The organism is Halovivax gelatinilyticus (genome assembly GCF_024300625.1).
GTDB classification, from domain to species: domain Archaea; phylum Halobacteriota; class Halobacteria; order Halobacteriales; family Natrialbaceae; genus Halovivax; species Halovivax gelatinilyticus.
Window position 1 is genome coordinate 724,483 of the sequence record NZ_CP101322.1, and the last position, 23,703, is coordinate 748,185.

Below are 23,703 nucleotides of genomic sequence, written 5' to 3' on the forward strand. Positions count from 1 at the left end.
TAGTCGGTGATGATATCGTTGTGCCCACTCAGTGGTTCTACTGCGTCACTATTGACCTCCTCACGACCCACCGACGAACGGTATTGCTCGTGAGAGACTGTCTTCGCTTGTTTATCGACAATGAAGACGTCAGCGACTTTTTCATGGACGTGTTTGACGATGTATTCGTCACCCGAGTCTACCAACACCTCACCAATGTGAAACGAGACGGCGTCCGCACCGACCATGACGGCTTCCTCGACCGTGCCGGTCAGCCGTTTGTCCTGCTCGTCCGGACCGAGTGTCGTCGACGCGTTCAGGTGGACGACGTAGCCGGCGCCGTTTTGTGCGGGTGCACCCGCGGGGCGATTCCCTTCTGCGTCAGGACGGCGTCCGCGCCGCCGCGCGTGACGGCGTCGATCGTCGATCGATATCTCTCAAACCGCGGACGGCACCAAGCGTGATACCGTGGTCCATCGGGACCATCAGGTAGCGATCGCCCGTACGAATGCGATCGAGGCGGGCGTCGCGTCCGGTTGTCCGTGCGTCGCTCACGATCGATCACCCGGTACCGCTCGATCCGATTCGAGCGTCTCGGCGTCAGATTCTGTGACGCCCTCCTCGGCGCCCCGTTTCAACTCGGCGGCCGTCGACGCCAGGTCGGCCACCGGATCGTCGCTCGCCGCGGCCAGATCGACGAGCGCGCTGCCGACGATGACGCCGTCCGCGCCCGCCGCGACGATTTCGGCCGCGTGGCCCGGCTCGCTGACGCCGAATCCGACGGCCGCCGGGAGGTCGGCCCCGGCGACGCGTTCGACGCCCTCGTGGGTCGCCCGCGAGACGTCGGACCGGGCGCCGGTGGTTCCCAGCCGCGCCTGCACGTAGACGAATCCTCCCGACGTCGAGAGGAGCCGATCGAGGCGGTCTCCGGACGTCGTCGGCGCGACGATCGAGACGAGGTCGAGTCCGAACCGCGCACAGACCTCGCGCAACCGATCGGCCTCGGAGACGGGAAGATCGGGGACGATCAACCCGGAAAGCCCGGCCTCGGCCGCGCGCTCGACGAACGGTCCGACGTCCGTCCCCGATTCCGACGGACCGTACTGCATGAGGAGGTTCGTGTAGGTCATCACGAGCAACGGTGCGTCCGTATCGAGGCGCTCTATCAGTTCGAAGAAGGCCTCCGGCGTGGTTCCGGCGTCGAGCGCCCTGTTGATGGCCGCCTGGATGGTCGGCCCCTCGGCGATCGGCTCCGAAAACGGCAGTCCGAGTTCGATGACGTCCGCGCCGCCGCGATCGAGCGCTTCGACGTACTCCTTCGTCGCCGCCAGATCCGGATCACCCGCCGTGAGGTAGGTGATCAGCGCCGGGTGGTTCTCGCGGACGGCCGTCTCGATCCGGCTCTCGCGGGCGGTCGCGTTATCGGTCACGCGTCGAACACCTCCACGTCCGGGGCGACGTCGAGATCGCGTCGATCGGTCTCCTCCAGGACCGTCTCCAGGTCCTTGTCGCCGCGTCCGGAGACCGTCACGACGACGAGCTCACCGAGGGCGTCGCCGGGTTCGGCGTCCGGGCCGAAGGTCTCTTCCAGGTATCCGAGGGCGTGGGCGGACTCCAGCGCCGGGACGATTCCCTCGAGCCGGGAGAGGCGATGAAACGCCGAAAGCGCCGCCTCGTCGTCGACCGATTCGGGGCGGACGCGACCCCGGTCGACGAGATCGGCGAGTTCCGGCCCGACGCCGGCGTAATCCAGGCCGGCGCTGATGCTGTGTGACTCGACGACCTGTCCGTCGTCGGTCTGGAGCAGCTTCGTCAGCGCCCCGTGGAGCACGCCGTCCGTGCCCGTGCTAAGCGACGCCGAGTTCGGGGCGACGCCCGCGTCCTCGTCGACCCCGAGCGTCGATCCGCCCGCTTCGACCGCGACGAGGTCGACGTCGCCCGCTCGCTGACGTCGTCCGCTCGAATCGCTCTCGGCCCGTCTGTCCGAACCGCCATCGACGAACGCACCGAACGTCCCCATGGTGTTCGATCCGCCGCCCGCACACGCGACGACGCTGTCGGGGAGCCGGCCGACCTCGTCGCGCATCTGGGCTCGGATTTCACGGCCGATCACCGACTGGAACTCGCCTACAAGTGCGGGAAACGGGTGCGGCCCGACGACGGAGCCGACCGCGTAGTGGGTCGTCTCCACGCTTCCCGCCCAGTCGCGAAGCGTCTCGTTTATCGCCTCTTTGAGCGTGGCGCTGCCGGCGTCGACCGGCGTGACGGTCGCCCCGCTCATCCGCATCCGGTAGACGTTCGGCCGCTGGCGGTTGACGTCGGTGCGACCCATGTAGATCTCGCAGGGGACGTCGAGGTGGGCGGCGGCCATCGCGGTCGCCGTCCCGTGCTGTCCGGCGCCGGTCTCGGCGATGACGCGCTCTTTGCCCATGTACGTCGCGAGCAGGACCTGCCCGAGGGCGTTGTTCAGCTTGTGCGCACCGCCGTGAACGAGGTCCTCGCGCTTTAGGAAAATCTCGCGACCGTATCGCTCGCTCAGTCGGTCGGCCCGTTGGAGCGGCGTCGGTCTCCCGGCGAACGTCCGGAGGTGTGCTGACAATTCGTCTCTGAACCCCTCCTCGTTGTTCAGTACGTATCGCTCGTAGGCCGATTCGAGTTCGTCCAGCGCCGGGACCAGCGCTTCGGGCACGTACTGTCCGCCGTACCGGCCGTACCGACCGATACGATCGACCGATACGTTCGATCGACCGTCGGTCACGCGGAATCGACCTCCGACCCGTCGTTCGCGGGAGCCGGTGAATCCGCGAGGCCGTCCGCGTCGACCAGTCGCCGGGTGTTTCGCTCGACGTCGCCGTCCATGATGGCACTCCCGACGAGGAGCGCATCTGCGCCGGCGACGCGCATCCGACGCACGTCGTCCGCCGTCGCGATTCCGCTCTCGGCGATCACCGTCACACCCCGGAGTCGTCGGTCGAGCCGCCGATCCTCGGTATCGCCAGGACGATCGGTTCGCTCCGTTACGCGCTCGAACGTCGAGAGATCGACCTCGAGCGAGGCGAGGTCCCGATTGTTGATCCCGACGAGTTCGGCCCCGGCGTCGAGCGCGCGGTGTAACTCTTCGCGCGTGTGAACTTCGACGAGCGGCTGGAACCCGCGCGAGCGTGCGGCGTCGACCAATCGGGGAAGGTCGTCGACGAACCGGGCGATGAGCAAGACGAGGTCGGCGCGAACGGCGTCCAGGTGGGCTTCAGAAAGCAGGAAGTCCTTCCGGAGCACCGGAACGTCGACGGCCGCACGAACCGCTTCGAGTGCCTCGAGCGACCCGCCGAAGTGTTCGGGCTCGGTCAGCACCGACAGCGCCGTCGCCCCGCCCGCGACCATTTCGCGAGCCAGCGCCGCCGGATCCGCCTCCCGGACGCCGTCGGTCGTCGGACTCGTCGGTTTCACCTCGGCGATCACCGGGACGCGTCCCTCACACGCTGCGCGCTCGATCGCGTCGGGAAGCGACCGGGGTGAGACGGACACCGTCCGATTCGCCGACGTCGATCGATTTCGAGCGGCCGCCAGGATCGATCGAACGGGCGGTGCGAGCTCTGTAGTAGTCATTAACGTACATCAATGTACTGGTTTGTACATAAGCCTTCCGGAGGCCGTCGCTCGTTGCGGGTTTCGACCGATTCTCCCGCCTCACCCGTCGGTGAGCAGCCGCGCGGGACGGCCGAATATTCAAGACACTTGCCCCCTTCCGCCCCACCATGGAAGACGCGGGAATTTACGCCGTCGAGTCGCCCTACCTCGAGCGGTTCGTCCAGGTGGGAATCGCCAGCGGACGAGTCATCAGCGTCTCGTTCCCGCAACAACCGGCCGATGACGCCGACGACGACCACCCCGTCTTAGACCGGGTTCTCGAGTATCTGGACGGCGTCAACCCGGTCGAGTTTTCGGACGTCGAGGTCGCGCTCACCGTCCCGACCCACCAGCGCGCGGTCCTAGAGCGGGTGCGGTCGCTCGAGTACGGCACGCAGATCGACGTTGCCGGACTCGCCGGCGTCACACCCGATCTCGACGCAAACGACGAGGACGATCTCATCGTGGTTCGGACGGCCCTCGACGAAAATCCCACGCCGCTTTTGATCCCCGATCACCGGGTGCGTGACGGACCGAGCGCCGCACCGCCACCGGTCGAACAGAAGCTTCGATCGCTCGAAGGGCTCTAACGGGCGATCCAGACGGCGTACACGTACGCCCCGATTCCGGCGAAGATGAACAGCGAGGCGAGCGAGTACGCGATCGGGACGGGAACCGGTGTAAACTGCGAGACGAGAAAGACGAACTGCAAGACGCCGCCGATCATCAAGAAGACGCCGGCGGCGGTCAGCGCGTCTATCGACCGGGCCGATTGCACGTAGAGGATGGCGCCGATCGCGATCGCAATTATTCCGAAGAGTACCTCGCTCGCGAGAACGAGATATACCGAGTCGACCGAGAACGTGGCGATCCAGATGACGAAGTAGACGACGATACCCCCGAGAATGAGTCGCTGGGCCCAGTCGGGTGCCTCCTGAAGCGGTCGCATACTCGCGGAGAGCGACCGAAAGGGCATAAAGACGCCCGTTTCCGGACCGGGCCACGCGTGCTATCCAGACGACGGTGACGACCACTCGACGTCGAGCCCCTCGTGGACGGCGAACTCGCAGGCGTTTAGCACGTAGTGAGCGGTGACGACGACCAGCAGGTTCCCCGTCAGGACGAACAGAACCGCGAGTACGAATCCGATAACGCCGGTCACCACGATTCCAGCCGTTCCCTGAATCCCGTGACCGACCGCGAACAGAACGGACGAACCGATCGCCAGCAGCCACGGCGAGACGTCGAATCCGGCCGAAAACGCGCCGATCAGCACCGCCCGAAAGAGTACCTCTTCGAAGACGGCGATCAGCGGCAAGACGCCGACGTAGAGTCCGACCCACCCGCGCGCGCTCGACGGCGCGAGGCTCTCGCGCAACCACTCGTCGTGGTCGACGCCGAACCGCCGGGCGAGAGCGCTTGCGGCCTCGCTCGCGACGTACAGGACCGAACCGGCGAGGAGTCCGACCCCGAGGCCGTACCCGATCCACCCGCTCGACCGTTCGATTCCGAGCGCGTCCACGGGGACACCAGTCACGAAAATCGCTCCGACGACGAGCGCGAGAAACAGTCCCTGCGTGGCGGCGACGTTCGCGAGGAGACCCCGTGAGGTGACCGGGTCGTCGCCGACGTACGCGACCACCCGATCGGCGGGGTCGGACTCGAACGGCATCGTCGCCCCATCTTCGTCGGACCGACCTGTGCGAGCCCCCTCGTCGGCGGAGCCGTCGAGTGATCGAACCGCCGGATCGGACGCTGGCGGTGACGTTCTCTCGACCGGCTGCCTCTCACCGACCTCCGCCTCGGGCGTCCGACCCGGGTCTCGGCGCGCAGACTGGTGGCCCGTGGCCGCCTCGCCCGATTTCGGATCGGCGTCAGCGTCGGTACTCGGAGCGTCGAGTTCACTCGAATCCACCCGCTCGTTCGCCGGAACGACCGCTCGCTGGGTCAGAAACGAGAGAATCACCATCGCACCGGTCAACAGGGCGACGATCCCGGCGAACGCCACCCACTGCGTCATCGATTACTGCGGACTCGGCGAGGAGCCGCTGTGGCCCACTTGCCCGTCGAACGCCGAGCCGGTGATGGACTTCAGGCGATCGAGTAGCGAATCCTTCTCGGGTTCGCCCATCAGCGCGACCTCGAGGACCTCGCTGATGTTCGAACACGGGACGATATCGACCATCTCCTCGTACTCGTCTTCGATCATCACGTCCTGCTCGTTGGCTTTCGGAATAATGACCGTCGTACAACCGGCCTTCGCTGCGGCCTCGATTTTGTGCGTGACGCCGCCGACGGGCAGGACGTCCCCGCGGACCGAGAGCGAACCGGTCATCGCGACCGACTGATCCACTGGAATGTCCTCCAGCGCGGAGATGACGGCCGTCGCGACCGTGATCGAGGCGGAGTCGCCGTCGACGCCCTGCTGACCGGCCTGGACGAACTGGATGTGGACGTCCTTGCCGGCGAGCGAGGAGTCGGGATAATCGCTAGCGCCGTAACGATCCTCGTCCCAGCCGGGAACGGTCGTCGAGATGTCCTCGTCGGAGAACTTCTTGATGATCGCCGAGACGTTCTGGACCGACTCCTGAGCCATCTCCTTCAACTGGCCGGTCGCGATCACGCGACCGGGACCCTGCGCCGGCGTCACTTCGGCCATGACCGGAAGCATGATGCCGCTGTCTTCGCCCATGACCGCCAGGCCGTTGACGCGCCCCTCGACGCCGCCCTCGCTCACCTGCAACTCGTAGTCCTTGCGCCGGTCGATGTAGTCGTCGGCGAGTTGCTGTTCGATCGAGCGCGAGCGCTGTTTCGCCTGCAAGACGTCTTCGCGCGTCGTAAACTCGCGGTCTTCGGCACGCGCGATGTCACCGGCGACGCGAACCAGACCGCCGAGGTTTCTGAAGTGAAGCGTCAGGTGGTCCTTGCGACCGGCCCGGCGCTTCGCCTCGAGCATGACCTCTTTGATCGCTTCGCGCTCGAAGTGTGGAAGTCGGCCGTCGCGTTCGACCTCCTGGGCGATGAAGCGGGCGTACTTCCGACGCATCTCTGGCGTGTCGTCGATGGTGTCCTCCATGTACACCTCGTAGCCGTAGCCCTTGATCCGCGAGCGCAGCGCCGGATGCATGTTCTCCATCGCGTCCAGATTACCCGCCGCGATCATGACGAAGTCACAGGGGACCGGTTCGGTCTGGACCATGGCACCCGAGGAGCGCTCGGACTGACCCGTAATCGCGAACTCGCCCTCCTGAATCGCCGTCATCAGCTTCTGCTGGGTGCGAACGTCGAGTGTGTTGATCTCGTCGACGAACAGCACACCCTTGTTCGACTTGTGGATGGAGCCGGGTTCGACGCGGTCGTGACTCGGCGTCTCCATGCCACCGGACTGGAAGGGGTCGTGACGAACGTCCCCCAGCAGGGCGCCGGCGTGTGCACCGGTCGCGTCCTCGAACGGCGCCGTGCGCTGTTCGCCGTTGTTGAGGATCATGTTCGGCACCATGGCATCCATTCCGCGCGAGGTGTAGCGGAAGAACAGCCAGATGATCAACGCCGCGATGATCCCGAGCAAGAACTGCCCGGCGATGAACGCGTAGATCACGACGATGGCGATGATGACCCACATCAGGATCGACCGCATTTGCTTTCGCTTGCGCGCTTCTTCCTTGTGTGCGTCGATGATCTGCTCGCCCTTGCCAGCCGGAACCGTCCGGACCTTCGGCTCGTTGCCGTCGTCGGGGTTGTGATAGACGAGCACGTCCTGGAGGTCTTCTTTCGGCAAGAGCTGGCTCATCGCCTTCGCCAGCATCGACTTGCCGGTCCCCGGCGAGCCGATCATCATCACGTGTCGGCGCTGCTTGGCCGCCTTGATGATGATGTCGCGGGCTTCGTCCTGGCCGATCACCTGATCGACGAGTCGGTCGGGAACCTGGATGTCCTCGGTCGAGTCGATCTGTAACCCGCCGAGGAGGTTGTCCACTTCGTCCTCGTCGACGTTCAGCTCCTCGTCGACTTCGACTTCGCTCCCGAGGTTGTCGATGGTCTCGACGGTCTCCAGCTCGTCGTCATCGCCTCCCGTTTCTCGCTCGCGACGGGGGTCGTCGGGCGAATCCGGAGACTCGGTCGGCTCCCGTTCGTGTTGTTCGATCTCGGCCCAGATGCTGTCCGGGACCGCCGCGGCGGGATCGGCCTCGTCCGACGCGTCGTCGACGCCTTCGTCGGACGGATCGGCGCCGTCACCACCGTCGACCGTCGCGCCATCCGTGGCAGACGTATCGTCATCGGACGAAGCGACAACCGAATCGGCCACCTTGATAGCGTCGCGGGCGGAGGGAGATTCCTCGTCCGACCCGGTCTCGGCCGACGGTGCGTCGGGTTGGTCATCGACCCGTTCGTTGTCGGTATCTTGTTCGTCGTTCGTCGACGTCTCTCCGTCCGGTTCGACGTCGGCGTCTGTTTCACCCGCCTCAGATCGTTCCTCGGCGAGTTCGTCTTCCTCCTCGTCGGGAGGAGTATCGACGTTCGTGTCGTTACTCATGAGGGGTTGGTTGCTACGTGAATCGAAGGGATTCGGACTGATATACTTTCTCCCTCGCGTTCGGCCGTACGGTGGCGATATAGAGCCTGAAACAGCTGATTTCGAATTCGAGCGAAAACGGTAGAATCTCGCCAGCCTTATGCGGGGACCGCCCGTCGGTTCATCCATGAGGCGAGGCATCTACATCGGACGCTTCCAGCCGTTTCACGACGGTCACTACAGCGTCGTCGAGCGGATCGCCGCCGACGTCGACGAACTCGTGCTCGGCATCGGCAGCGCCGACGCCTCGCACACGACGCGAAATCCGTTCACTGCGGGCGAACGCATCATGATGATCACCAAATCGCTCGCCGATATCGACCTCGTTACCTACGCCGTTCCGATCGAAGACCTCGAACGAAACTCCGTCTGGGTGAGCCACGTCGAGAGCATGAGCCCCGACTTCGACGTCGCCTTCTCGAACAATCCGCTCGTCATCCAGCTCTTCAGAGAAGCCCACGTCGAGGTCCGTCAATCCCCGATGTACAACCGCGAACTCCTCGAGGGAAGCGAGGTCCGCGCGCGGATGATCGAAGACCGCGACTGGGAATCGCTCGTCCCGGCCGCCGTCGCCGACGTCGTCGAAGAGATCGGCGGGATCGAACGCATCCAGATGGTCAGCGACACCGACGCCAACGGCGATGCGTAACTGAATCGGCCGACCGTCGAATCGCTCAGGGGTCCCCGAACTCGTCGATCGCTTCTACCACCTGGAGTGGTCCGGACGCCCGGAGGTGCGGCGGGTCGGATTCGATCTCCGCACGCGTGAAAAAGCGTGCGTCCGCAGCGTCGGAGCCGGCCACGACCTCGCCGTCGGTGGCCGAACGCGAAACCGCGTAGTTAATCGACACGAGCGAGTGGCCGTCGTCGAACGAGAGCGATCCCGTTCCCAACAGCGAGAGATCGTCCGGATTCGCGCACAATCCCGTCTCCTCGCGAAGCTCCCGCGCGGCGCCATCGGAGAGCGACTCGTTCGAATCGACGTATCCACCCGGAAGCACCCACGTCCCGCGGTCGACGCCGCGCGCCCGCTGGATGAGTAGGACCGAATCGGCGTCGACGACGGCCACGCGCGAAAGCGCCAGCGGGTTCTTGTAGATCGTTCGCTCGCATTCGCCACAAAACGGACGAGGCTCGCCCTCGACGTCGCGCACGCGTAACTCGACCCCGCAGTGCGGACAGTACCGGGGCGTCGATCCGCCGATCGTCCATACCATCGAGCGGTGATTTTCACGTCCTCACCCGAAATGCTATCGATACCGAACAGCAGCGCCGATCGCTCATCGGCGGACCCCGACGGGACAGCGCCGGGGCTCACGAGTTTGGTTCGAGAGTAAGTTGGTGCGTGGGTGCAGTCCCAAGGGACTCCACCTGCATCGTGTTCGGCGACATCGTCGCCTTGCCAACCGTCGCCATCGGCGACGCATACGATGCGTGGGACCGGATTTGAACCGGCGGACCCCTACGGGACAGCGCCCTCAACGCTGCGCCGTTGGCCTAGCTTGGCTACCCACGCTCGCGTGCTCTGACTGCAACAGAAGGTACCCGTGGGTCGATATAAAAGCGTGTTCTTTTCGACCGCGGCGGGGCGGCCAGAGGCGGTCCATTCAAATGCTGGAGATGCGAACTAGTCCTATGGCTAAATACTCGACCGGGTCCTCCCTTGGCGGCGGAGGGACCAGCTGCGAACTCTGCGGCGCCGAAAGCGACTCGCTCACCCAGGAGACCGTCGCCGGTGCGGAGCTCTCGGTCTGTCCCAGCTGTGCGACCCACGGCGACGGGAAGCAGTCGTCGAGCGGGGGCGCGAGTCACGACCAGGACGAGCAGCGCCGGAAGAAAAAGGCCGCCCAGAACGTGGCGAAAGCCAATCCCGTCTGGGACGGCGACTCCGAACACTGGGAGCGCGAGGGGACGAACTACGACGACGATCCGCTGCCCTACCTCGTCTCAGAGTACGGATCGGTGCTCGAGAGCGCCCGCCAGGACGCCGGTCTCACCAGAGCGGAACTCGCTGACGACCTCGACGTCCCGGAAGCCGACCTGCTGGCGATCGAACAGGATCGGGCGACCCAGGCCGGAATCGGCGGCGGGCTGATCGACGCCCTAGAAGCGCGTCTGGACGTCGAACTCGCCGAGTGAGCGGGCGGCGATCGTATCGGAAACGCGATCGGTCTCGGCGAGCAGATTTTTAGTCCCTCCGAACCGACGAGTAGGCGATGAGCCCCCAACGCGCAGCCGAGGAACCGTACGGTACGCGGTTCGAGTCGGCGGTCGCAGCCGTCGACGGACGGCGCGTCTGGCTGGAGTCGACGCACTTTTTCGCAGAGAGCGGCGGCCAACCCGCAGACCACGGAACGATCGGCGACGTCCAGGTCGAAAACGTTCGGTACGAAGACGGCGACCACGTCCACCTGCTGGAGGACGAACCCCGGTTTCGCGCCGGACGGCGCGTGCTGTGTTCGATCGACTGGGAGACCCGAATGTACTGCATGCGATCACACACCGCGAGTCACGTCCTCTTCGGCGCGGCTCGGCGGGTGTTCGACGACGTGACGTACGCCGGCATGGAGATCGGCTCCGAGCGGGTCCGCCTCGACATCGAGACCGAGGATGGCGTCACCGACGACGCGCTCGTCTCGCTCGACGAGCTGGTAAACCGCGCCGTCTGGGAGTCTCGACCCGTCTCCTGGGATTCGATGCCGATCGCCGAAGCCCGAGAGGCGGACGAGATCGTCCTGAACGACGCGATCGACGACACCGCGTTCGAGAAGGGACGCGTCCGCGTCGTCACGATCGGCGACGCGGATCGCGGCGGCGCGAACACCATCAACGCCTCGAGCGAGGCGTGGGACGTCGCCGCCTGCAGCGGAACGCACGTCAGAAACACGAGAGAGATCGGGCCCGTCACCGTCCTCGGGGCGTCGGAACCGCGACCGGACCGCGTCGGTATCGAACTCGCGGTCGGCCCGCGAGCCATCGAACGTCGGGAAACAGAAAAGCGGGTGACGTTCGCCGCCAGTCGACAGCTCGGCGTTCCGCTCGGCGAGGCGACGGGCGAACTCTCTCGTCTCGAAGCCGAACGCGAGGAACTTGCAGACTCCGTCGGAACGTTGCAACGTGAACTCGTCAAGACTAGGATCGAAGGAGCCGAGCCGTTCTGCCGGAACGGCCGGACCTGGGTGGCGACGACCGCCGGCGTCGTCGACGCCGACGAGGCCGGTGACGTCGCGAGCGAAGTCGCCGGCGACGTGGCCGACGTCGTCGTTATCGCTGGCGAATCGGAGTCGCCGTTCGCGGTCGTCGCCGCGGGTGACGAGGCGAACGCCGTCGAAATCTTGCGAGAACTCACCGACGAGTTCGGCGGCGGTGGCGGCGGCTCGCCCGAACTCGCCTGGGGCGGTGACTTCGACGTCGAACCGGACGACGTCGTCACCGGCCTAGAGTGAACGCGAGTCGGTTCGACCGGATCGAAGGCCCACCGGACGTGGGGCTACTCCGCGTCCGTTTCGTTCTCTTCGCGTCGCGGCGCGCTCTGGCTCCCGACCGCCTCGTCGTCGGCGTCGGCTTCCGCCGGATCGCGGTCGATTCGTTCGAGTTCGTCTTCGACTTCGGCCCGCCGTTCCGCCTCCATCTCGTTGGCCCTGTCGGAGTTATCTTCGGCCATACTGAGGGGGCGGCCCCCGGACGGTTGGAGAAACGGCCGTCACGTGCAACGTCCGGGCGTGAATGTCGGTGCCACCTTCGAGAACGCCCGCTCTCGAGGAACACCAGACCGATCTGAATCGGGTCGGTTGGCCAGCCGTTCACTCGTCACCGACGGAAAGACAGATAAAAGGGCACCCACGTTGTTTACTCACCTATGAACGTACCCTACGATCTCACGTCGTACGTCCGCGTCCTGAAGATGGCGACGACGCCGACGAAAGAGGAGTTCTGGCAGGTCTCGAAGATCGCCGGAGCCGGCATCCTCCTCGTCGGCTTCCTCGGCTTCATCATCGGGGTCACGATGGGTCTGTTGACCGGTGGCCTCTGATGGGAATCTTCGCCGTCAAAACCACGGCCAGCCAGGAGCAAACCGTCGCCGACATGATCATCAACCGGGAGGAACCGGAAATCCACGCGGCGCTCGCGCCCGACTCGCTCACCTCCTACGTGATGGTCGAAGCTGACGACGACAACATCCTCGAACTCGTGTTAGAGGATATTCCACACGCCAGAAGCATCGTCCCCGGAAACTCGGATATCTCCGAAGTCGAACACTTCCTCTCGCCGAAACCAGATGTCGAAGGGATCGCCGAAGGGGACATCGTCGAACTCATCGCCGGCCCGTTCAAAGGCGAGAAGGCCCAGGTTCAGCGGATCGACGAAGGCAAAGACCAGGTAACGGTCGAACTCTACGAAGCGACCGTCCCGATCCCGGTCACGGTGCGCGGAGACCAGATCCGGGTGCTCGACAGTGACGAACGATAGTTCGTCGCGCTGAGATCGCGATCATCGATCGAGCAGCCTGGCGAGTTCGTCCTGATCGACGACTGCCGTGACGTCCTCAACGATCGACTCCCGTCGTCTGACGGCGTTCGAGTCGGCGCCGTACGCGCGGACGTACTCGGCGCGACTGTGTTCGGAGAACGCGTGGTAGATCGCCAGGTAGCCGTCGGGTACGACGGTTCCACAGACCTTACACTCGCGTCGTTCGTGCTCGGTCGCCTGGTGGGCGATCGCGGCTTCGACCTCGTCGAAGCACGCCCCGCACTCACCGATCCCGCACTCCCAGACCATTCGACCATCGATTCACAGGCCCACCTAATGGACCTTTCGCCCGCGCGAGGTGATTGCATCGCTTCGAGACGACCCCTTGTCAAATCCAGGCCGACCGGTCACGCTTCCAATCTGACTCGATAGAAACGGAAACGCCTACCAAGGGGGACTGGGTACTGAGAGCCGTGTCCGACGAGTATCGCGTCGATCTTCACGTGAAGGTGCTAGACGAGCGGGTCGTCTCGCGAGCCAAGCGCGTCGGACTCGATGCACTCGTCTACGCGCCCCACTTTACTCCCTTGCCCGAAATCGAAGCGACGGCCGAACGCTACGCCGACGACGAACTCGCCATCATTCCGGGCCGGGAGATTTTCACCGGTTCGTGGGGCGATCGCCAGCACGTTCTGGCGCTCGATCTAGACGAGCCGATCCCCGATTACATCTCGCTGGCGGGCGCGATGGACGAGTGTACGCGTCAGGATGCCATCGTTCTCGTACCCCATCCGACGTTCGCGACGGTCAGCCTGGGCGAAGCGGAAATACGGGCCTATCGGGACGTAATCGACGCGATCGAAGTGTTCAATCCAAAGCATCTTCCGATACACAACCGGCGAGCCCAGCGGCTGGCCACAGAGATACCGATGCCGTCGTTCACTTCTTCGTACGCCCACCTCCGGCGAACGATCGGTGCGGCGGCGACCGTCTTCGACGGCGTGGCGTCGACGGCGGACCTCTTCGAGGCGCTTCGGTCTGGTGCACCGAGGACCGTAGATCACAACTCCGGACGCGCGATGGTCGGAACGACTGCGATCGAACTCGCCCACCTCGGCTGGGAGAACACGTGGGAGAAGTTCGAGCGAGTCGTTCTCTCCGGGACGGAACCCACTCACCCGACGAATTCGCGATACGAGCGTCGGTTCGACGACGTTAGCGTCTACTGACCGGAGTAACCTGATCGTACATCGATCGGTCGGCTGTACGACGCCGATACGTACGCCGACGGCTCGACTGATATTCGCCAGACGGCGGTCAGAAGCGTGGGCCTATCGACGCGTTAGCGGCGGCTCGATTCGATCGACGCTCGACCCACGACCACTCGCCGCCATAGTAGGATCTCAGTGACGCGAGAACGGCGAGATACAGGTGCTGATTAGTAAACTCCCATGACGGTCTCGCCACTCGTATGGATCGACGCTCGGTCATCCTCGGAAGTGGTACTGCCCTCACGATCGCCATCGCCGGCTGCATGGGAGGTGACGACGACGGGGACGACGATCCCGAAGACGTGCAGACGGGCGGCGGTAACGGCGACGACGACAACGGACACGACGATAACGGCGACAACGGCGACAACGGAGACGACCTCCCGGGAATCGACCGCGACGACCTGGACGCGCTCGCAGAGTACATCTCGATCCGGTCGATCAAGATCGACGGGAAGACGCTCGTCATCAGCGCGGACGTCCACAGAGACCACAAGAAAGAGGCGATGGTCGAGATGGGCCACGGATTGAAAACGGGCATCAAAGACCTGGAGGCCCTGCGCGCGCGAATCGACTGGATCGAGGTCCGCCTCTACGACGGCGGCGACCGGGTCGCCGACGGGAGAGTCAACGTCGACTGGCTCGAAGAACTCGTCGAAGGCCGAATCGACCCCGAGGTACTCGCAGACCTCCTCGAGGAGCACTTCGACTATCACGACGACAAAGATCACAAGGACGACAAGGACAAGAAAGACGAGAAAGACGACAAAGATCACAAGGACGATAAAGACAATAACGACGACAATCACAACGGCTAAACCGTCGACCGGGCGTTCGCCCGAATCGAAGCTCGCGCGCTGGCCCGCTCGTTGACACGTATTTTTACCAGACGGACCAGCAGATAGCGTGAGTAGTCACCTATCCAGTATGGGCCGGTTCGTCCGAACGAACGGGTTCGATCAGTGGAGGAACGATTCTACGTCCGCTATCGGCCAGGCGTTTAGCACGTCCGCGGGTTCGGCCCACCCACGTCGAGCGGTGTGGACGCCCCAGCGAACGTACTCGAGCGTCGCCGTCCGGTGAGCGTCGGTGTTGATCGCGATGGTCGCACCCTCGTCGATCGCCGCCTGGACGGCGCTTCCCCAGAGATCGAGCCGTCTCGGGTTTGCGTTCACCTCGAGGGCCGTCCCGTGTTCGGCCGCCGCCTCGCCGAGTGCACCCGCGTCGAGGGCGAGCCCCTCGCGCTCGTTCAACAATCGACCGCTTGGGTGGCCGAGCACGTCGACCGCCGGGTTTTCGATCGCCCGAATCAACCGCTCGCCCGCCGTCTCCGGATCCTGATCGAGCGCGCTGTGGGGCGAGGCGACGATCAGATCGAGGGCGTCGATCACCGCGTCGTCGAGACCGATCTCCCCTTCTGCATCGACGTTGGCCTCGATACCGGCGAAGACCCGAACGTCGGACGACTCGTCGACCGCACGAATTTCTTCGATCTGGGCCAGGATTTCGTCGTCTGAAAGTCCCATCCCGCCCACGACGCCCGGCCCCTCCGCGTGATCGGCGATCGCGTAGTAGTCGTAGCCGCGCTCTTCGGCCGCGGTCACCATCTGCTCGATCGTGTTAGTGCCGTCGGACCACTCGGTGTGCGTGTGGAGGTCTCCCCTGATATCGGCGTGGCTCACGAGTTCGGGGAGTTCGCCCGCCTCAGCGGCGGCGATCTCGCCGCGATCTTCTCGCAGTTCCGGCGGAATCCACGGTAGGTCGAGCGCCGCGTACATCTCCGCTTCGGTCTCGCCGGCGACGCGCTCGCCCGCCCGCGGTCCGCCGCCGACGTGGGTCGGATCGTCGTCTTCGGACACCGCGAGATCCGAGACGTCGAACGCCCCGTACTCGTTTAGCTTCAGTCCGCGCTCGATCGCGTAGTTGCGCAACCTGACGTTGTGGTCGCGGCTGCCGGTGAAGTACTGCAGGGCGGATCCGAACTCGTCGGGATCGACGACGCGCAGGTCGACGCGCACCTCGCCGACGCGCACGCTGGCCTTCGCGGGGCCGGATTCGATCTCGTCGTCGACCGACTCCCACGCGAGGAAGGCCTCGACGACCGCCTCGGGATCGGCAGTCGCGGCGAGCACGTCGACGTCGCCGATCGTCTCGCGCCAGCGACGGATCGAGCCGGCGACCTCACACTGGGAGACGGCCTCGACCGCTTCGAGGAAGGTGAGAACGTCGTCCGCGAGCGGTCGGGCCTCACCGAGGAGGTGGCGCTGGCCGACGGTACGAGCGAACTCGACGTTGTCGAGGATGTTCTGCTCGGTCTTCGGGCCGAATCCCTTCACCTCGCGGATCTCACCAGCCTCGGCCGCCGCTTCGAGGTCGTCTAGCGTCTCGATGCCGAGTTCGCGATAGAGCGATCCGACGGTCTTCGGGCCGACGCCTTCGACGCGGGTGAGGTCGGCGATGTCGACTGGCAGTTCCTCGCGAAGCTCCTCCAGCTCTTCGATCTCGCCGGTCTCGACGTACTCGATTATTTTCGAGGCGATGGCGTCGCCGACGCCTTCGATCTCGTCGATCTCGTCTTCGTTGCCCGTCCGGACGGCTTCGGCGAGGGGGACGGGATGGGCCAGGATGTTCTCGGCGGCGCGGCGGTAGGCGCGCGGCTTGTACTCGACGTCGTCCGCTTCGAGCAGGTCGGCGAACTCCTCGAAGCGCGCAGCCAGTTCGGCGTTCGTCGTCATCGGTACCACCGCCGGGCGGGCGAATCGAACGCGTGAGTCATCGGTACTCGATTCTCTCGCGGGCAGCTACTTAGAACATCGTCCGCGTGAGTCAGCGCCCGCTCGTACGATCTCCGAATTACCGAATCTCGGTCTCAGCGACCGCGCCTCGACGACGCGTCGTCCGTCCGGCCGAGCGCCTTCTTCAGGAACGACATCCAGCGCTTTTTATCGGCGACGTCCTGGGCCTGTTGCGCTCGTTCGAGGTCGGTCGGACCCAGACTCTCCAGGGCGTTCAGCGCCCGGTCGATGCCGATGATCGCCTGGGCGAGGTCCTCGCCCTCGGCGAAGTCAACTTCGCCGTCCTCGATCAGGTCCACGCGTTCGCGGCGCTCGCGCCTGAGGTTTCGTTTCGCCTGTTCGACCCGCTCGCGCTCGCCCGGCGGGACGGTCTCTCTGCGCTTGATCTCGAAGACGAACTCCCGGAGGTCGATCTCCTCGCCCTGGACCTCGATGCGCTCCGGGATGTCCGCCCCGACCGTCGCCCCGTCGCGGTCGATGCGTTCGAGCAGCTGGGCGCGCTCGTATGGTTGCACGCCAGAGCGTCCGGGTTCCGCAAGCAAAAAGTACCCGGCGGCGGCCGACGCGCCGGGCGACGTCCCCTCTCGCCGGAAATCGACGAAAACCCCAAACCCCATAGCAATCCGTCGCATACCCCAGCGCAATGGCGAAGTGTGACGTGTGTGGGGCGGCGGTAAGCATGCCGTACAACTGCAGACACTGCGGTGGGACCCACTGCTCGCAACACCGCTTGCCGGAGAATCACAGCTGCTCCGGGTTGCACCAGTGGAACGACCCGAAAGGCGTCTTCGACAGCGGGTTCGACTCGTCGGCTGACAACGCGGAGACGTCGAGTACGGACCGAATTCTCGCGAAGCTGCCGATCGACACGGGCCCGGGCGGACCGCTCGCCTACTTCCGTGGTAACGTTACCTACACCATCTTGCTCTTCATGTGGGTTACGTTCCTCTTACAGCAGGTCGCCTCGCTCGGACTGGCGCCGAGAGGGTCGCTGGAAATGTACCCCAGCGCCTACGAGACCTATCGATCGATCTTCGTGCTCACCCCACAGAATCCAGAGTACGCCTGGACGTGGGTGACGTCCATCTTCGCGCACGGAGGACTCATTCACATCGCGTTCAACAGCATTGTGATATTCTTCTTCGGGCCGCTACTGGCCAGATATCTTCGGGATCGGCAGTTCTGGGCGCTCTTTCTCGGGGCCGGGATACTGGCCGGCCTCGCACAGATAATGATCCAGATCAGCGAAGGTGGCTACGGCCTTCTGGGCGGTGGCGTCGTCGGAGCCTCCGGTGGCGCGCTCGCGATTCTGGGCGTCATTACGGTACTCCACCCGCAACTGCGCGTCTACTTCATGTTCTTCATCCCGATGCCGCTGTGGATCCTGACCGTCGGTTTCGCGGCCATCAGTCTGTTGCTGGTCGGCGGCGGGGGTGCCGGTGCCGGCGGAATCGCCCACGCAGCCCACCTCGTCGGGCTGGTCGTCGGGTTCGCCGTCGGCGAGTACATCAAGCGAACCCAGAACGTCCGCGGGCCGAACCAGTTCCAGCTCGGTCCCGGTGGACCGGGCGGCCCCGGTGGCGGTCGCGGCCCGTTCTAACTCCGTCGAAGTGGTACTCCACCGACCATGACGCCCGATCCCCGTCCGGACCTCGCACCCGACTCGTCCCTCTCGCGCGAGGAGATGGAAGCGCTTCAGCGCGAGATCGCCCGGAGCGCCGTCTTCGCGGACGATTTCGGATTCGATCCGACGACGCTCGACGCCCCGCGGGATCCGGTGGACCCGACCAGCGTCGAATCGGCGCAGACGACGTTCGCGGACGACGAGACGCCGCTGGTCGCCGGCGTCGACCAGTCGTTCCTGATAGAGCAGGACCGCGCCGTGAGCGCCATCGTCGTCGTGCAGCCGACAGGATCGTCGTGGTCCGTCGTCGAACGCGTTCACGCCGTCACGCCGCTCGAGATACCGTACATTCCCGGCCTGCTCTCGTTTCGCGAGGGTGGGCCGATCCTGGCGGCCGTCGAGCAGCTGACGGTAGAGCCCGACGTCTACCTGTTCGACGGCAGCGGTCGCATCCACTTCCGGCAGGCGGGGATCGCGACCCACATCGGGGTCGTCCTCGACCGGCCGAGCGTCGGCGTCGCCAAGAGCCTCCTCTGTGGCGAGCCGGTCGCCCCGACCGAGGGACTCGCGGCCGGCGAGCGCGTGGCAATCGAAGCGAACGAGCGCGTCGACGCCCCCGACGGAACCACGATCGGCTACGCGGTCCAGACCAAACAGTACGACTCGTCGAACAGACACGTCAATCCGCTCTACGTCAGTCCCGGCCACCGGGTGTGCGCGGAGACGGCGGCCGATCTCGTGCTCGGTCTGTCGGCCGGCTACAAGCTTCCCAAGCCGACCCGTCTCGCAGACGCCCACGCGGACGAGGTGAAAGGGGAGTACGTGTGACCCGCCACGGGTAGGTGAGTCGATCGAGACGGGCACGCATCACCGTGTGAGATCGACGTACCGCGCGATCCGAGAGTAGAAGGATCGATCGAGTACGAGTCGTTCGCCCCCACGCTGCTCTCGAGGAATCAGGTCACGTCGACGAGAAGGTCTCACCCTTCTCCGCGGAACGGGGCCAATTCAATTACCAATATATTGGGTAAAGGCCCAACCTATATGTTGTTAGTGATCGAAAATATGTGCATGGACGAGTGGACCGAGGTGACGACTGCCCGAGAGCGGGTGGAGACGATCGCTACCACGCTGTCACAGCCGCGAACGGCGAACTGGGTCGCCGAACAGGCTGAGGTGAAGTGGGATACGGCGAAGAAGTATCTCGACGAACTCGTCGACGGCGGTGAGCTCCTCGTAACCGATTCAGGCGCGTACGTTCCCGACCCGACGCGGGCGTACTTCGATCAGCTTCGGGAACTCATCCTGACGAACGATCGGGAATCGCTCCGCGGCGAACTCGAAGCGATCGCTGAACGAATCGAGGGGTGGAAAGAAGAGTACAGTGTCGAATCCCGATCCCAACTGGAACAGACGCTCGCCGAAGACCTCGGTCCAGCGGAGATTCGGGACCGACGACGCGTCCTCCGACGGTGGGAGACGAGCGTCCGGACCAGAGACCGTATCACCGGTGCCCTCGCGATTTACGACGACGTCGCCGCCCTCGCGAACGACGTTCCCGGTTCGAAGACGATCGGAACGACGGGGTGAGACCAGTGGTGGCAATTTTCGGGGTCTGGACGCCCGTCGAACGGAAACTGTTAGAGCGCGTTCACGACCGACTGGCCGGAACGGGAGGCTGTACATCCGTACGGTACGCTCCATCCCGCATCGACGCGAACGAAGTGTTGGCCGACGTCGATCCCGTCGTCTTTCTCGGGCGGGACTACGGCGCGGACGCTAGAATCCGAGTCGAGTTCGATCTGTCCGGGGACAGCCCTCACTACTGGATTCAGTGGTGGGAACCCGAACGCGAACGGGGGTTCGGCTGGCACTGCGACGAGACCGAACCCGAGTACGGACCGGTTCACTTCCAGGTGGAGTATCCCGACAGGCCGACCGAACGCGAGAAGGCGGCGTACATCGAAGATGAACACCCATACCGGACGTTCGAGCGCCACTTCGCTTCGATCGAATCCACTATCGACGAGCTGTCGTGGTAGCGACGAGAAAACCGACGGGACTTACATATCGTCGCGTGAACCAGTAGGGTATGACAGGCGATGCGGCCGCCGCGGACCACGGCACAGAGGCCGACTCTGGCGCCGACGGGGACGCAGAAACCGACGGAGGAACCGCACACATGGCACGTCAGGACCGTGACGGAGCGCACGGTACGCCGGACGAGAACCTCACGCGAAAGAAGAGCGTCCTGATCACCGGCTGCTCGTCCGGGATCGGTCGGGCGACGGCGCTCGCGTTCCTCGACGAAGACTGGCGGGTGTTCGCCACCGCGCGCAACCTAGAGGACGTGACCGACCTGGCCGAAGCGGGCTGTGAAACGCTCGCGCTCGACGTCACGGACCCGGGGCAGGTCGCAAGCGCCGTCGAGTACGTCGTAGACGAGTCGGGAGCGATCGACTGCGTCGTCAACAACGCCGGTTACGCCCAGCTGGGGCCGCTCGAAGACGTCTCGACGGCCGAACTGGAGCGCCAGTTCGACACCAACGTCTTCGGCCCACAGCGGCTCACCCGGGCCGCCCTGCCCCACATGCGCGCGCAGGGAACGGGACGGATCATTAACGTCTCGAGCATCATCGGTCGCGTCTCCATCGCGGGGATGGGCGCCTACGCCGGATCGAAGCACGCGCTGGAGGCGATGAGCGACGCGCTCCGAACGGAGGTCGAGCCGTTCGACGTCGACGTCGTGGTCGTCGAACCCGGCGCGGTCGAGACGACGTTCCCCGACCGCGTCGACGAGGAACTCCCCGACGAGCGGACCCCCGATTACGACGACCTCTACGCGATCATCGAGGACACGAAGCTCGTCGGCGGCAGCGGACCGCTGGCGCTCGACCCGTCTGAGGTCGCGGCGGCGATCGTTCACGCCGCGACCTGCGCCGATCCGCCGGCGCGCTATCCCGTCGGACCCGTCGCCCAGTACGGCTCCTACGCCAGATTCCTTCCGGATCAGGTTCGCGACGCGCTGTTCGGCGTCGTTCGAAAATTCGTCTGAGCCGACGATCGACGGAGACGACACGGCATGTTCGACGATCGAGATCGACACGCGAGGACGCCCGCCCGCGAGGTCGCCCTCTCGTGTCTCCAAGCGGGGATCGAAGCCGCCCAACCCGCGGCCCTCGTCGCGGAGACGGTCGACGTCGACGGTGACGTGCTCCGGATCGCCGACCGTTCGTACAACCTCGGCGCGTTCGACCGCGTAATCCTCCTCGGCGGCGGAAAGGCGGCGGACGGATTGGCTCGAGCGTTGCTGGCCGAACTCGACACGACGAGCGACGATGGAATCGTCGTGACTACCGAGCCAGCCCGTTCGCCCGAGGGAAGTGGGACACATTCCGATCGAACGAACGTCGCTCCCTCCGACGTCGATGTCCGATACGGCGACCACCCCGTTCCGACCGAGCGGAACGTCGAGGCGACCGAGCGCCTGCTTCGGCTGGCCGATTCGGCCGGATCGGGGACGCTGGTGCTCTTCGTCGTTACCGGCGGGGCGAGCGCGCTTCTCGCCGCGCCGGCGCCCGGCCTCTCGCTAGCCGACGTTCGCCGGACGACGAGCGTGCTGCTCGAATCGGGCGCGACGATCGACGAACTCAACGCGGTCAGAAAGCACTGTTCGGCGATCAAGGGCGGCCGACTCACCGGGCGAGCGTCGCCGGCGACCGTCCTCACGCTCGCGATCAGCGACGTCGTCGGCGACGACCCGTCAGTCGTCGGGAGCGGGCCGACCGTCCCCGACCCCACGACGTACGACGACTCGCTCGACGTGATCGACCGGTACGGGGAAACCGAGGCGATCCCGGAACCCGTCGTCGATCACCTGCGCGACGGCGTCGCCGGACGGATTGACGAGACGCCCGCGGCGGACGAGCTGACGAATGAGGGCGGCGGTTGGCACACGCTGGGTTCCGGTCGGACCGCGATCGAGGCGGCCCGCGCGGTCGCGCGCGAGGACGGATTCGATTCACTCGTCCTCTCGAGTCAAATCGAAGGCGAGGCGTGCGACGTCGGTCGCGTTCACGCCGCCATCGGCCTGGAGTGTCTCGAACGCGGCGACCCCGTCGAACCACCCGCGGTAATCCTCTCCGGCGGCGAGGTGACGGTCACCGTGACCGGCACGGGGACGGGCGGACCCAATCAAGAGTTGGCGCTCGCCGCCGCGGTCGAGCTGGCCGAAGCAACCGGGGAGCGTGCGTCCGACGAGATGGCGACGGGCGGAGAGGTCGTCCTCGCGAGCGTCGACACCGACGGCGTCGACGGGCCGACAGACGCGGCGGGTGCGATCGTCGATACGGCGACCGTAGCCGGTGATCGCGGCGGTGCCCGCGACGCCCTCGCGGCAACCGACGCGGGGACGTATCTCCATCGGCGCGGTGGGCTGCTCCGGACCGGCGAGACGGGCACGAACGTGAACGACATCCGCGCGGTCGTGGTGACCGAGCGCTCCGGCCGGTCAGCGTGAGTCGTCCGATCGATCCCAGCCGTGGCCAGATCGATCCTCGTCCCACGTCGATTCGCCGAGCCGCTCGTCGTCCGCCGCGGACGCAGGGCCGTCGTCTGCGGGATCGTCGGCGTGATACATCTCATCGTCGTCGCGATTTTCCAGGTAGACTCGCGCGTAGGCCAGTTCGACGAGCGGCTGGAGGATCGCCGTCGCGACCGCCGAGGCGAGGACGACGACGGCGAAGAACGTCGCCTCGTCGCCGAACGGGACGGCGACGGCGACCGCGAACAGGGCCGCCGCCGAGTAGGCGAGAAGCGCCAGCACGGAGATGCCGAGGAGTTTGAGCAAGTTTCCGTGCGCGACGTCCCAGCTCGTCGAGAGGCTCTCGAACGCGTTCTGGTCGTCGATGACGCAGGCGGGAAACGCGAGCGAGAGGCGCAACAACAGGTAGATTCCCGGAACGATGAACGCCAGCAGACCGACGAAGACGAGGACGACGTAGACGAGTACAATCCCGATCAGCGACACCAGCCGACCGAGAACGCGACTCGACGCCTCGCCGAGATCGGGAGTCGTTCCGCCCAGTTCGTCGCGGGCGAACAGGTGGGCGATTCCGCCGAAGTACAGCGTGAGTACCACGGCCAGCAGCGACAACAGCGGTTCGGCTTCGCCGGCCGCGTCGATCACGCCGAGGATGAAAAAGAGGACGACCAGTACGGGATTACGTTTGACCCACCCGAACGCCTCTCCGAACGTCTCGAGTGCGGTCTTTCGGGGAATCGATCCGACCATAGCTGACGGTGTACCCCGCACGACGGGCGTACGTAGTTACGGACACATTTCCGACATCCGTCGACCGCCAA

At 65.3% G+C, this 23,703-nt stretch carries 26 protein-coding genes, 1 tRNA gene and 1 pseudogene; 14 read left to right on the forward strand and 14 right to left on the reverse strand.

Annotated elements, in window-relative coordinates:
• Positions 1-161 precede the first annotated feature (161 nt).
• The 4 genes and pseudogenes from NKH31_RS17800 to trpC form a co-directional block, all read right to left on the reverse strand.
• Positions 162-465 (reverse strand): annotated as a pseudogene (locus NKH31_RS17800) (hypothetical protein); the annotation flags it as partial.
• Between the two features lie 65 nt (positions 466-530).
• Positions 531-1,409: a tryptophan synthase subunit alpha gene (trpA, locus tag NKH31_RS03490; RefSeq protein ID WP_254863754.1), complete on the reverse strand. Its 879-nt coding sequence runs from the start codon at positions 1,407-1,409 to the stop codon at positions 531-533.
• Positions 1,406-2,737: a tryptophan synthase subunit beta gene (gene trpB, locus NKH31_RS03495; RefSeq protein ID WP_254863755.1), complete on the reverse strand. Its 1,332-nt coding sequence runs from the start codon at positions 2,735-2,737 to the stop codon at positions 1,406-1,408. The genes trpA and trpB overlap by 4 nt, the downstream gene beginning before the upstream one ends.
• On the reverse strand, positions 2,734-3,585 hold the full coding sequence (trpC, locus tag NKH31_RS03500) for an indole-3-glycerol phosphate synthase (RefSeq protein WP_254863756.1): 852 nt from the start codon (positions 3,583-3,585) through the stop codon (positions 2,734-2,736). Before trpC ends, trpB begins: the two co-directional genes overlap by 4 nt.
• A 149-nt stretch (positions 3,586-3,734) precedes the next feature.
• On the opposite strand from trpC, the gene NKH31_RS03505 reads away from it, so the two are divergent.
• Positions 3,735-4,196: a methylated-DNA--[protein]-cysteine S-methyltransferase gene (locus NKH31_RS03505; protein ID WP_254863757.1), complete on the forward strand. Its 462-nt coding sequence runs from the start codon at positions 3,735-3,737 to the stop codon at positions 4,194-4,196.
• Here the strand turns inward: NKH31_RS03505 and NKH31_RS03510 are convergent.
• Genes NKH31_RS03510 through lonB form a run of 3 tightly spaced genes read right to left on the reverse strand, consistent with a single transcriptional unit; the run spans position 4,193 to position 8,140 of the window.
• Positions 4,193-4,555, reverse strand: a complete 363-nt coding sequence (locus tag NKH31_RS03510) for a hypothetical protein (RefSeq protein WP_254863758.1) — start codon at positions 4,553-4,555, stop codon at positions 4,193-4,195. The genes NKH31_RS03505 and NKH31_RS03510 overlap by 4 nt on opposite strands.
• 60 nt (positions 4,556-4,615) lie before the next feature.
• Complete coding sequence (locus NKH31_RS03515; protein ID WP_254863759.1) at positions 4,616-5,626, reverse strand: CPBP family intramembrane glutamic endopeptidase; 1,011 nt, start codon at positions 5,624-5,626, stop codon at positions 4,616-4,618.
• A 3-nt stretch (positions 5,627-5,629) separates the two neighbouring features.
• Positions 5,630-8,140 (reverse strand): ATP-dependent protease LonB, encoded by a 2,511-nt coding sequence (gene lonB, locus NKH31_RS03520; RefSeq protein ID WP_254863760.1) that lies wholly within the window; start codon positions 8,138-8,140, stop codon positions 5,630-5,632.
• Between the two features lie 166 nt (positions 8,141-8,306).
• Between lonB and NKH31_RS03525 the strand changes: the two genes are divergently transcribed.
• Entirely contained in the window at positions 8,307-8,828 is a 522-nt protein-coding gene (locus NKH31_RS03525; RefSeq protein ID WP_254863761.1) for a nicotinamide-nucleotide adenylyltransferase, read from the forward strand.
• 25 nt (positions 8,829-8,853) lie between these two features.
• Here NKH31_RS03525 and NKH31_RS03530 read toward each other — a convergent pair whose 3' ends face one another.
• Both NKH31_RS03530 and NKH31_RS03535 read right to left on the reverse strand, forming a co-directional pair.
• Entirely contained in the window at positions 8,854-9,396 is a 543-nt protein-coding gene (locus NKH31_RS03530) for an NUDIX domain-containing protein (RefSeq protein ID WP_254863762.1), read from the reverse strand.
• Positions 9,397-9,610: 214 nt separating this feature from the next.
• Positions 9,611-9,695: transfer RNA gene (locus tag NKH31_RS03535), tRNA-Leu, on the reverse strand.
• 119 nt (positions 9,696-9,814) lie between these two features.
• On the opposite strand from NKH31_RS03535, the gene NKH31_RS03540 reads away from it, so the two are divergent.
• Complete coding sequence (locus NKH31_RS03540; protein WP_254863763.1) at positions 9,815-10,318, forward strand: helix-turn-helix domain-containing protein; 504 nt, start codon at positions 9,815-9,817, stop codon at positions 10,316-10,318.
• Between the two features lie 77 nt (positions 10,319-10,395).
• A complete protein-coding gene (locus NKH31_RS03545) occupies positions 10,396-11,625 on the forward strand; it encodes an alanine--tRNA ligase-related protein (RefSeq protein WP_254863764.1) in 1,230 nt (409 codons plus the stop codon).
• Between the two features lie 44 nt (positions 11,626-11,669).
• Here the strand turns inward: NKH31_RS03545 and NKH31_RS03550 are convergent, their stop codons facing one another.
• Positions 11,670-11,843, reverse strand: a complete 174-nt coding sequence (locus tag NKH31_RS03550) for a hypothetical protein (protein ID WP_254863765.1) — start codon at positions 11,841-11,843, stop codon at positions 11,670-11,672.
• A gap of 195 nt (positions 11,844-12,038) precedes the next feature.
• On the opposite strand from NKH31_RS03550, the gene NKH31_RS03555 reads away from it, so the two are divergent.
• Positions 12,039-12,212: a protein translocase SEC61 complex subunit gamma gene (locus tag NKH31_RS03555; RefSeq protein WP_254863766.1), complete on the forward strand. Its 174-nt coding sequence runs from the start codon at positions 12,039-12,041 to the stop codon at positions 12,210-12,212.
• Complete coding sequence (locus NKH31_RS03560) at positions 12,212-12,649, forward strand: transcription elongation factor Spt5 (RefSeq protein ID WP_254863767.1); 438 nt, start codon at positions 12,212-12,214, stop codon at positions 12,647-12,649. The genes NKH31_RS03555 and NKH31_RS03560 overlap by 1 nt, the downstream gene beginning before the upstream one ends.
• 21 nt (positions 12,650-12,670) lie before the next feature.
• On the opposite strand, the gene NKH31_RS03565 is transcribed toward NKH31_RS03560, so the two are convergent.
• A complete protein-coding gene (locus NKH31_RS03565) occupies positions 12,671-12,958 on the reverse strand; it encodes a DUF7565 family protein (RefSeq protein WP_254863768.1) in 288 nt (95 codons plus the stop codon).
• 164 nt (positions 12,959-13,122) lie between these two features.
• Between NKH31_RS03565 and NKH31_RS03570 the strand changes: the two genes are divergently transcribed.
• Positions 13,123-13,878, forward strand: a complete 756-nt coding sequence (locus tag NKH31_RS03570) for a PHP-associated domain-containing protein (RefSeq protein WP_254863769.1) — start codon at positions 13,123-13,125, stop codon at positions 13,876-13,878.
• A gap of 242 nt (positions 13,879-14,120) precedes the next feature.
• On the forward strand, positions 14,121-14,738 hold the full coding sequence (locus tag NKH31_RS03575) for a hypothetical protein (RefSeq protein WP_254863770.1): 618 nt from the start codon (positions 14,121-14,123) through the stop codon (positions 14,736-14,738).
• A 141-nt stretch (positions 14,739-14,879) separates the two neighbouring features.
• On the opposite strand, the gene polX is transcribed toward NKH31_RS03575, so the two are convergent.
• Positions 14,880-16,655: a DNA polymerase/3'-5' exonuclease PolX gene (polX, locus tag NKH31_RS03580; RefSeq protein ID WP_254863771.1), complete on the reverse strand. Its 1,776-nt coding sequence runs from the start codon at positions 16,653-16,655 to the stop codon at positions 14,880-14,882.
• 134 nt (positions 16,656-16,789) lie between these two features.
• Complete coding sequence (locus tag NKH31_RS03585) at positions 16,790-17,230, reverse strand: DUF5788 family protein (RefSeq protein WP_254864852.1); 441 nt, start codon at positions 17,228-17,230, stop codon at positions 16,790-16,792.
• Positions 17,231-17,358: 128 nt separating this feature from the next.
• Between NKH31_RS03585 and NKH31_RS03590 the strand changes: the two genes are divergently transcribed.
• From NKH31_RS03590 to NKH31_RS03615, 6 genes are all read left to right on the forward strand, one after another.
• The gene (locus tag NKH31_RS03590; RefSeq protein ID WP_254863772.1) at positions 17,359-18,315 is read left to right on the forward strand and encodes a rhomboid family intramembrane serine protease; all 957 of its coding nucleotides are present in this window, start codon (positions 17,359-17,361) and stop codon (positions 18,313-18,315) included.
• 27 nt (positions 18,316-18,342) lie between these two features.
• Positions 18,343-19,167: an endonuclease V gene (locus tag NKH31_RS03595; protein WP_254863773.1), complete on the forward strand. Its 825-nt coding sequence runs from the start codon at positions 18,343-18,345 to the stop codon at positions 19,165-19,167.
• Positions 19,168-19,410: 243 nt separating this feature from the next.
• Positions 19,411-19,929, forward strand: coding sequence for a DUF7342 family protein (locus tag NKH31_RS03600; RefSeq protein ID WP_254863774.1), 519 nt, complete (start codon positions 19,411-19,413; stop codon positions 19,927-19,929).
• An 8-nt stretch (positions 19,930-19,937) separates the two neighbouring features.
• Positions 19,938-20,381, forward strand: coding sequence for a hypothetical protein (locus tag NKH31_RS03605; RefSeq protein WP_254863775.1), 444 nt, complete (start codon positions 19,938-19,940; stop codon positions 20,379-20,381).
• A gap of 50 nt (positions 20,382-20,431) precedes the next feature.
• A complete protein-coding gene (locus NKH31_RS03610) occupies positions 20,432-21,394 on the forward strand; it encodes an SDR family oxidoreductase (RefSeq protein ID WP_425492306.1) in 963 nt (320 codons plus the stop codon).
• Between the two features lie 27 nt (positions 21,395-21,421).
• On the forward strand, positions 21,422-22,858 hold the full coding sequence (locus tag NKH31_RS03615; protein ID WP_254863776.1) for a glycerate kinase type-2 family protein: 1,437 nt from the start codon (positions 21,422-21,424) through the stop codon (positions 22,856-22,858).
• Here the strand turns inward: NKH31_RS03615 and NKH31_RS03620 are convergent.
• Positions 22,850-23,632, reverse strand: a complete 783-nt coding sequence (locus NKH31_RS03620) for a DUF7847 domain-containing protein (protein ID WP_254863777.1) — start codon at positions 23,630-23,632, stop codon at positions 22,850-22,852. The genes NKH31_RS03615 and NKH31_RS03620 overlap by 9 nt on opposite strands.
• Between the last annotated feature and the right edge of the window lie 71 nt (positions 23,633-23,703).